Source organism: Thalassospira sp. Z349TD_5, from assembly GCF_056173045.1.
This window is the reverse complement of sequence record NZ_CM149654.1, coordinates 4,590,477-4,598,326: the sequence shown is the minus strand read 5'-3', so window position 1 is coordinate 4,598,326 and position 7,850 is coordinate 4,590,477. Positions and strand designations below refer to the sequence as shown.

Here is a 7,850-nt window from a genome sequence, read left to right as displayed (position 1 = left end):
CCCCCCACTGGTCTGTCCGAGAGCTGATTGCGTTCCCCTTGCGGCGTGCTGCACTGTTAGAACCTTTCCCCGCTATCCCAATTTCAACACCAACAAGACTGCAAAAGACAAAACAGTACTGCACCGCGTTCATCACGTTTGTGATCAACACGCTGGTCTTCCGCACTATCCTGGAAGCGTACTCGCGCCTTTTGTTTTTTGGTTCTTCGTCACGGACCGCTTTGCGCGGCCTGCGAAGTCGCAACACTGTACTGATGCGACCCACATCAGGCAAGGCGATCTTTAACAGAACGTTAAAAGGATTTCGGGACCAAAACGGTCCTTGATTCCTGCGGTTTTTTGCGCAAGCGGAATCATGGAACAAAAGGTGATTCACCGAAATCCGGGCAGCGAAAAGGCCGCACCAGAGGTGCGGCCTTCGACTCGCCATCCCGTAAGGGATAAATTAAAGCGCTTTAATGCGTGCAGTCAGACGCGAAACCTTGCGAGCAGCGGTGTTCTTATGCAGAACGCCAAGCTGTGCGCCACGCGCCATTTCCGGCTCAGCGATTTGCATCGCAGCCAGAGCAGCATCTTTGTCGCCAACGTTCAGCGCAGCTTCGACCTTCTTAACGTAGGTACGAATACGGCCGATACGTGCACCGTTAACGATTGCACGGGCGGCGTTGCGGCGAATGCGCTTCTTGGCCGATTTATGGTGAGCCATTGCGAACCTGTCTCTTCAAACAAATGTTACGTAATTCGGAGCGCGGCTTATAGCGCCGGGCGCACCCCTCGTCAACCCCCGATACCGTCCTAGCGCCTCATTTTCTGCGGCTTAGGAGTCTTTGGGGCTGCAATACAGATATGCAGCCGTGGAATCAGGGGTCAACTTATAACGATCCCGGCACAATCAACGGTGCTTGAAATCAGCTTTTCTCTTTTCCACAAAGGCTTTCATGCCTTCTGCGCGATCTTCAAGCGCGAAAGTCGAATGGAACTCACGCCGTTCGAACATCAGCCCTTCGGTCAGGGTCATTTCATAGGCCTTGTTGACCGATTCCTTGACCTTCATCGATACCGGCCCCGAGAAGGAGGCGATTTTTTCGGCCAATTGCATGGCTTCATCCATCAGCGAGTTGGCCGGCACGATTCGGGCCACCAGTCCGGCACGCTCGGCTTCCTCGGCATCCATCATCCGACCGGTCAGGCACATTTCCATGGCCTTGGCTTTGCCAACCGCGCGTGTCAGACGCTGGGTTCCGCCCGCACCGGGAATGGTGCCAATGGTGATTTCCGGCTGACCGAACTTTGCGGTATCGGCAGCCAGCATGATGTCGCACATCATGGCCATTTCGCAGCCACCGCCGAGTGCGAATCCGGCAACCGCCGCAATGGTCGGCTTGCGACAGCTTGCGACACGGGTCCAGCCTTTGGTGATGAAGTCGTTTTTATAGACATCCATATAGTCGTAATCAGCCATTTCCTTGATGTCGGCACCGGCCGCAAAGGCCCGGTCCGATCCGGTAATGACGATGGCACGGATGTTGTCATCGGATTCGAAATCATCAAGTGCAGCGCCGATATCATCGATCAAGGCCGCGCACAGCGCATTCAGCGCCTTGGGACGGTTGAGCGTGATCAGCCCGACATTGCCCTTTTTCTCCGCGATGATGTTTTCGTATGTCATGCCTTAAGATCCTTTTGTCGCAATCAAGACCCGCATTTTTCGGGGCCGATTTGCTTGAAACCATATTTTGATACTGTTTTACCGATTTTAACGGCAGATCGCAACCGGACGTCTGTATGGATGGGTATATTTCAGGTGGCTCCACAAAGAAACCAGTACACCCTGTCCCCACTTGCCAAAGCGGGCACACACAGGGCAGAACGATGCGTCGCCTGCGAGGATGTTATCGCTGACAGGTCGGGCAGAAGAATGTTGAACGCCCGGCCTGCACCATGCGTTCGATGGTGCTGTCACATTCCGGCGCGTTGCAACCATCGCCTTCGCGGCCATAAACCCGGAAATTATGCTGAAAATAGCCAAGCTCGCCATTGGCCTGACGATGATCCTTCAGGCTTGATCCGCCCGCAAGAATAGCATCTTCAAGCACAAGTCTGATTTCACGGTACAGACGGTCGATTTCCGCAAGCTTGAGGTCCTTTGCCAAACGGTTCGGCGCAATGCCCGACCGGAACAGGGCTTCACAGACATATATATTGCCAAGCCCCGCCACCAGCTTCTGATCCAGCAACACGGTTTTGATCGGGCTGGCGCGCTTGGCGATCCCGGCCGCCAAGACCGCTGAGTTAAATGCATTACCAAGGGGTTCAGGCCCAATGCCCGCCAGCATTTTATGACTGGTCACCTCATCAGCGGCAATCAGGGTAATCACCCCAAAGCGCCTTGGATCGGTAAAGCGTACGACCGCACCACCTTGCATAACAAAATCAACATGATCGTGTTTTTCAGGTGCAGGCACCGCGGCAGTCCGGTCATCATGGATTGTCATGCGTCCGGACATGCCCAGATGGATCAGCAAAACCTGCCCGTCATCAAGATAGCCCAGAATATATTTCGCCCGACGGGTCAGCTGATCCACCTTGCGCCCGGCCATCCGGTCGACGAAGTTCTCCGGGAAAGGGAACCGCAGATTGGGCCGACGTTGCACCACATGGTCAATAACATGGCCTTCCATCACGGGGGTCAGACCACGGGTAACTGTTTCGACCTCTGGCAATTCGGGCATCTGCGTCCTCAATCTTTAACAAAGCGGATACCATATCTAGATGCCGGTCCGATGATTGGCAAGCTGCGTCAGCGTGTGGTTTTACAACATCAAGCCCCTCACACCAGAACGCGCGTCATTCTTACAATAGACGCCGGTGCCAAAGCTCTTATGATGGCGCGGATTATTCACACTGACTTTAACATAATGTCCGTCAGGCTCTCCTGACCGCCGCCCCACAATATGGAATTTCAAACGATGGAATTTGGTTTCGACCTTCTCTTGATCATGTTTGCCGTCGCCGCCCTTGCCGGCTTTGTCGATTCGATTGCCGGTGGTGGCGGGTTGATTACCATCCCGGCCCTGCTGTGGGCGGGGATAACCCCGGCACAGGCACTTGCGACCAACAAACTGCAAGGAAGCTTTGGGAGCTTTTCCGCATCGTTTAGCTTCATTCGCAAAGGCCATGTCGATCCGCGTGATATGGTGCTGGCGATTGCACTGACCTTTGCCGGATCGGCTCTGGGCACCGTTCTGGTTCAGATGCTTGATCCCGGCATTCTGATGACGATCCTGCCGGGTCTCTTGATCCTGATTGCGCTTTATTTCCTGTTCTCCCCACGTGTCGGGGACATAGATGCGCACCAAATGATCAGCAAAGGTGCCTTTGCCTTTACGGCCGGATTTGGCATCGGATTTTACGACGGGTTCTTTGGGCCGGGTACAGGGTCGTTCTTTTCCATCGCCTTTGTCGCGTTGCTTGGTTTCAACATGACCAAGGCCACTGCGCACACAAAGGTCCTGAACTTTACATCGAACTTTGCGTCCCTTGTCATGTTCATCGCCGGGGGTGAAGTCGTCTGGGTCATTGGTCTGGTGATGGCAGTTGGTGCATTGATCGGCGCACAGATCGGATCGCACATGGTGATGAAGGTCGGCGCGCGCCTTGTGCGTCCGCTGCTTGTTGTCACCTCCATCGCGATTTCGATCAAACTGATCATTGATCAGTATGGCCCGACACTTAGCCAAACATGGGATCAGGTGTATCAGTGGATCGGATGATCCTTGGCACTACCCCAATGAAAAACCCGTCAACCAACAGGCTGACGGGTTTTGTTTTGAGGTGTTTCGGTATCAGGCGCTTGCACCGCTTTCGACAAAGACTTCGGCGCGACGGTCAAGCAGATGGCTCCAGATGGCAAACATCAAGGCCAGCACCGCAATCACCGCGCCAAGCCATGGGAGGTGTTGATAGGAAACCCCGTGCGTGATCGCCAGTCCGCCAAACCAAGCCCCACCAGCATTGCCCAGATTAAAAGCACCCTGATTAAGGGTAGAGGCCAAATTAGGCGCGTCGGAGGCTTCGCTTACCACGCGCATCTGAAGCGGGGAGACCAGCGCAAAGGCAACAATCCCCCACACCATCACCGTGATAACAGCCGGAACGAAGGAGGTCAGGGTTTCGCTAAAGACAGCCAGAACACCAATCAGCATGACAAAGGCAATGATAATGGCCGGCATCAGACGCCAGTCACCCAAACGTCCCCCGACATAGTTGCCCACCGTCAGCCCCACCCCGAACAACAACAAGACGTAGGTCACCTGACGCGGAGCAAGGCCGGTAACTTCGTTTAACATCGGGGTGATATAGGTAAAGACACTGAACAAGCTGGCAGCCGACAAAACACTGATCAGCATGGCAAACAGGACTTGCGGCTTACCAAGCGATTTTGCCTCGGCCAGAAGACTGCCGGTTGAGGCGGCAATTTTGCGCGGCAGGGCAAAATAAAGCGCAATGGCGGCAAACACGCCAATGCCAACAACCGCCCAGAAAGTTGACCGCCAGCCAAGTTCCTGACCCAGTGCGGTTCCAAACGGAACACCCAGCACGTTGGCAAGGGTTAAACCCGAAAACATCAGGGCGATGGCCTGTACGCGCTTTTGCGGCGATACAAGGTTTGATGCGACGACCGCGCCAAGGCCAAAGAAGGCCCCGTGGCAAAAGGCCGTGATCACGCGGGCGGCCATCAGCAACCAGTAATCTGGCGCGATCGCACACAGCAAATTGCCAACGATAAAGATGCCAATCAGCAGCAACAGCGCCCGGCGCCTGTCCATGCGTGCCGTTGCAATCGCCAGAAACGGCGCACCAAATGTCACACCCAGAGCATAGCCCGTCACCAGCAACCCGGCATCTGGAATGCTGACAGCAAGATCACGTGCGACGTCGGGTAGAAGTCCCATGATGACAAATTCGGTGGTCCCGATGCCAAAAGATGCAAGCGCAAGCGCAAGAATCGGGAAGTTCCCGAGCAAACCCCAACGGGCAGAAGCAGCAGCCATGTCTGAATATCCAGTGAAACGTGATGGCCTGGAGCGCTCATCGCGTTTTGTGCAAGTGCGAGATAGCCATCTTGCACGGTTTTTTGAAACGATTCAATTGTCTCTAATTACGCCCAATGTGACCATCGCGAAAATCGCATGGCGCTATGCAGCATAATCAGCAGGTCGTATGGGGGTGGGAGTGTTTGGAGTGGCGGCAATGGGTTAGTTGCTCAATGGGCGATTGGTCCACCAGATCATCTGCTCATTAAAAAGGCCCGAATTGACATCGGGCCTTCTGCATTTGAGATTTGAGAGTTCTCAAGATACCTCGGCAACAATCCGACGTGCGGCATCAACCGGATCATCGGCCTTGGTGATCGGGCGGCCGATCACCAGCACGTCACTGCCCATGGCAACCGCATCGGCCGGGGTGACAACACGCTTCTGATCGTTACTTGCGGCCCACGCCGGACGAATACCCGGTGTAATCAGCTTGAAGTCAGGGCCACAGGCCGCACGTACAGAAGTAATTTCACGTGCCGAACAGACAACCCCGTCCAACCCGGATTTTTGAGTAAGTTCGGCCAGTTTGACGACACGTTCGTCAATCGGCCCTTTGAGCCCGACATCATCAAGATCGTGCTGATCCATACTGGTCAGGATTGTCACAGCAATTACCCATGGGGCATCCACACCGGCCTTCGCCGCTGTTTCACGCGCGGCTTCGCCAGCACGTTTCATCATTTCAATCCCGCCTGCGGCATGGACATTGACAATTTTAAGCCCCATCGGCGTTACCGCGCGAATGGCACCGGCCACCGTATTGGGGATGTCATGATATTTCACATCCAAAAAGATCGGCATGCCCACTTTGGCAACAGCCTGCACACCCTGTGGTCCGTGAGCGGCAAAGAATTCCTTGCCGAGCTTTGCCCCGCCAATCACGCCCGAAAGCTTTGAGGCCAGTTCAATCGCATGATCAAGATCGGTTGTATCAATCGCGCAAAAGATACGGTCTTTGGGGGAAATGCTCTGGGCCATGCTGGGTGTCCTCCTGCGGGGTTTGATGCGGGCGTTGGTCCACAATCATCAAACGGGACCAGACATGACTTAGCCGATTTAGCTCAAAAGGCCAATGTCAAATAGGACAACAGGGATGCATGGGGCCATGCCATGTCGCGCGGTCAATATAAAAAAAGGGCCCCTGATGAGCCTGTGTCAAAACCCCGCTGCTCCTGTAGCGGGGTTTTTCATAAACTGTGTGTGTTTTCCTCATACGGGGGCGAGCAAGAGCCTTTCGATGATGTTTTTTGCCCCGAGGATGTTGATGGCGCGCTTGAGATTGAAAGCTGTGACGGATAAGGCCATTTCTGCCTTGACCGCAGGCAAGCCCCGGCACAGGAACCTCGGTGTTCCCATCATGTGTTTGAGAATGCCAAACGGATGTTCGACAAGGGATTTTCGTCGTGTCATCGCCTCGGGATGGTCCGCCATGCGTTGGGCCGTTTGCTCGAGGGGCCCCTCAAGCAAATGGCGGCTGACCCGTCGCCGGTCAACTTTGGTGCAACGGGATTTGTGCGCACAGGCGGCGCAATCCTTCGGATCGGCCACGTAATTGGCGCTCTGGTTCTTGCGCGAGGCATTCTCGAAGGACAGGACATTTCCTGCCGGACAGATATAATGCTGCTTGGCTGCATCCCAGTCGAAGTCGGACTTTTCAAAGAAATCACCATGCGTGTTACGTGAGCGAGGATGGGGAACAAAAGCGGTGATGCCATCTTCGTCACAGGCCGCGATCTGCTCTGCATCGGCATAGCCCGCATCGGCCAGAATATCTATCTTTGTGCGCTCAAGCACGTCCTTTGCTGCTTTGGCGACCCGATGCAATTCATTCTGGTCCGATGTCGCCTGTGTCACTTCATGATGAGCGATCAGCCCGTGGGCATCATCGACCGCAGACTGAAGATTGTAGCCGACAATCCGGCCTTTGCCTGATCGCATGATCCGGGCATCCCCATCTCCGATAACCACCTGTGTCTGTCCCATCTCGTCCATCAGAAGCACCGACTGGGCCAGATCGGCTTTCTGCGCGCGCAACTTTGCAAGGGTTGCACGCACATCACCTGTTTTACCTCCTGTGCCGCCCGGGACGTCCGACGGGGTGTCCGACGGGCCATCCGTAGCATTCTGGCTATGGTCAATGGCGTCCATCTCTGCGAGATAGTCCGATATTTGCCGGTCAATATCGGCGATCCGCTTTTGAAGCTGTGACTTCGTCCAGACTTTTTGCGGACTGGTATCTGCCTGGAATTTCGATCCGTCCACGGCCAGGCACTGACCCGCGATCAGCCCTTCCCCGCGCAGAAACAGCACAAGACTGCGACAAACCCGGCCTATCCCCTCCCGGTTCGTTCGGCGGAAATCGGCAATCGTCTTGAAATCAGGGGCCAAACGGTCCAGCAGCCACAAAAGTTCGATATTGCGGTGGCATTCGCGTTCCAGCCCCCGGCTCGAACGCAAACGGTTCAGATAGCCATACAGATACAATTTCAGAAGAACGCAAGGATGATAGCCCGGACGACCTGTCGCCTTTGGCTGCACCCGGACAAAACCCAGTGCCTGTAGATCAAGGGCCGAGACAAAGGCATCAATCACCCGCACCCCATTGTCATCGGCAACAAGATCATCAAGCCGGTCCGGGAAAAGTGTTCCCTGTTCGCGACTGGTTCCTTCGATAAAGCCTGACATAAAAAAACTGCCCGAAATTCATCCTCCGGGCAGTTTCTCAAATCAGACAACGCTTGGGAAGCCTGT

General features: G+C 54.9%; 8 protein-coding genes. 2 read left to right on the top strand and 6 right to left on the bottom strand.

Going from position 1 to position 7,850, the window contains the following annotated elements; translation table 11 throughout:
• Positions 1–445: 445 nt before the first annotated feature.
• The 3 genes from rpsT to mutM all read right to left on the bottom strand — a co-directional run bounded on the left by rpsT (position 446) and on the right by mutM (position 2,732).
• Positions 446–706: a 30S ribosomal protein S20 gene (gene rpsT, locus AC0VXT_RS21220; RefSeq protein ID WP_101301188.1), complete on the bottom strand. Its 261-nt coding sequence runs from the start codon at positions 704–706 to the stop codon at positions 446–448.
• A 186-nt stretch (positions 707–892) separates the two neighbouring features.
• Positions 893–1,669 carry an enoyl-CoA hydratase gene (locus tag AC0VXT_RS21215; protein WP_475546981.1) on the bottom strand — a complete coding sequence of 259 codons (777 nt, stop codon included), beginning with the start codon at positions 1,667–1,669 and terminating at the stop codon, positions 893–895.
• 223 nt (positions 1,670–1,892) lie between these two features.
• Complete coding sequence (gene mutM / locus AC0VXT_RS21210) at positions 1,893–2,732, bottom strand: bifunctional DNA-formamidopyrimidine glycosylase/DNA-(apurinic or apyrimidinic site) lyase (RefSeq protein ID WP_101301192.1); 840 nt, start codon at positions 2,730–2,732, stop codon at positions 1,893–1,895.
• Positions 2,733–2,969: 237 nt separating this feature from the next.
• Between mutM and AC0VXT_RS21205 the strand changes: the two genes are divergently transcribed.
• Positions 2,970–3,773 carry a TSUP family transporter gene (locus tag AC0VXT_RS21205; protein WP_475546980.1) on the top strand — a complete coding sequence of 268 codons (804 nt, stop codon included), beginning with the start codon at positions 2,970–2,972 and terminating at the stop codon, positions 3,771–3,773.
• A 72-nt stretch (positions 3,774–3,845) separates the two neighbouring features.
• Here AC0VXT_RS21205 and AC0VXT_RS21200 read toward each other — a convergent pair whose 3' ends face one another.
• On the bottom strand, positions 3,846–5,054 hold the full coding sequence (locus AC0VXT_RS21200; RefSeq protein WP_101301195.1) for an MFS transporter: 1,209 nt from the start codon (positions 5,052–5,054) through the stop codon (positions 3,846–3,848).
• Between AC0VXT_RS21200 and AC0VXT_RS21195 the strand changes: the two genes are divergently transcribed.
• Positions 5,053–5,211, top strand: a complete 159-nt coding sequence (locus tag AC0VXT_RS21195; protein ID WP_475546979.1) for a hypothetical protein — start codon at positions 5,053–5,055, stop codon at positions 5,209–5,211. The genes AC0VXT_RS21200 and AC0VXT_RS21195 overlap by 2 nt on opposite strands.
• 143 nt (positions 5,212–5,354) lie before the next feature.
• Here AC0VXT_RS21195 and pyrF read toward each other — a convergent pair whose 3' ends face one another.
• Positions 5,355–6,077, bottom strand: coding sequence for an orotidine-5'-phosphate decarboxylase (pyrF, locus tag AC0VXT_RS21190; RefSeq protein ID WP_475546978.1), 723 nt, complete (start codon positions 6,075–6,077; stop codon positions 5,355–5,357).
• Between the two features lie 231 nt (positions 6,078–6,308).
• Positions 6,309–7,784 carry an IS1182 family transposase gene (locus tag AC0VXT_RS21185; RefSeq protein WP_475546977.1) on the bottom strand — a complete coding sequence of 492 codons (1,476 nt, stop codon included), beginning with the start codon at positions 7,782–7,784 and terminating at the stop codon, positions 6,309–6,311.
• Positions 7,785–7,850: the final 66 nt, after the last annotated feature.

Coding starts and splice junctions, on each gene's coding strand:
- AC0VXT_RS21215 (WP_475546981.1), bottom strand. CDS start 1,669: ATGACATACGAAAACATCATCGCGGAGAAAAAGGGCAATGTCGGGCTG.
- AC0VXT_RS21200 (WP_101301195.1), bottom strand. CDS start 5,054: ATGGCTGCTGCTTCTGCCCGTTGGGGTTTGCTCGGGAACTTCCCGATT.
- AC0VXT_RS21185 (WP_475546977.1), bottom strand. CDS start 7,784: ATGTCAGGCTTTATCGAAGGAACCAGTCGCGAACAGGGAACACTTTTC.
- rpsT (WP_101301188.1), bottom strand. CDS start 706: ATGGCTCACCATAAATCGGCCAAGAAGCGCATTCGCCGCAACGCCGCC.
- AC0VXT_RS21205 (WP_475546980.1), top strand. CDS start 2,970: ATGGAATTTGGTTTCGACCTTCTCTTGATCATGTTTGCCGTCGCCGCC.
- pyrF (WP_475546978.1), bottom strand. CDS start 6,077: ATGGCCCAGAGCATTTCCCCCAAAGACCGTATCTTTTGCGCGATTGAT.
- mutM (WP_101301192.1), bottom strand. CDS start 2,732: ATGCCCGAATTGCCAGAGGTCGAAACAGTTACCCGTGGTCTGACCCCC.
- AC0VXT_RS21195 (WP_475546979.1), top strand. CDS start 5,053: ATGTCTGAATATCCAGTGAAACGTGATGGCCTGGAGCGCTCATCGCGT.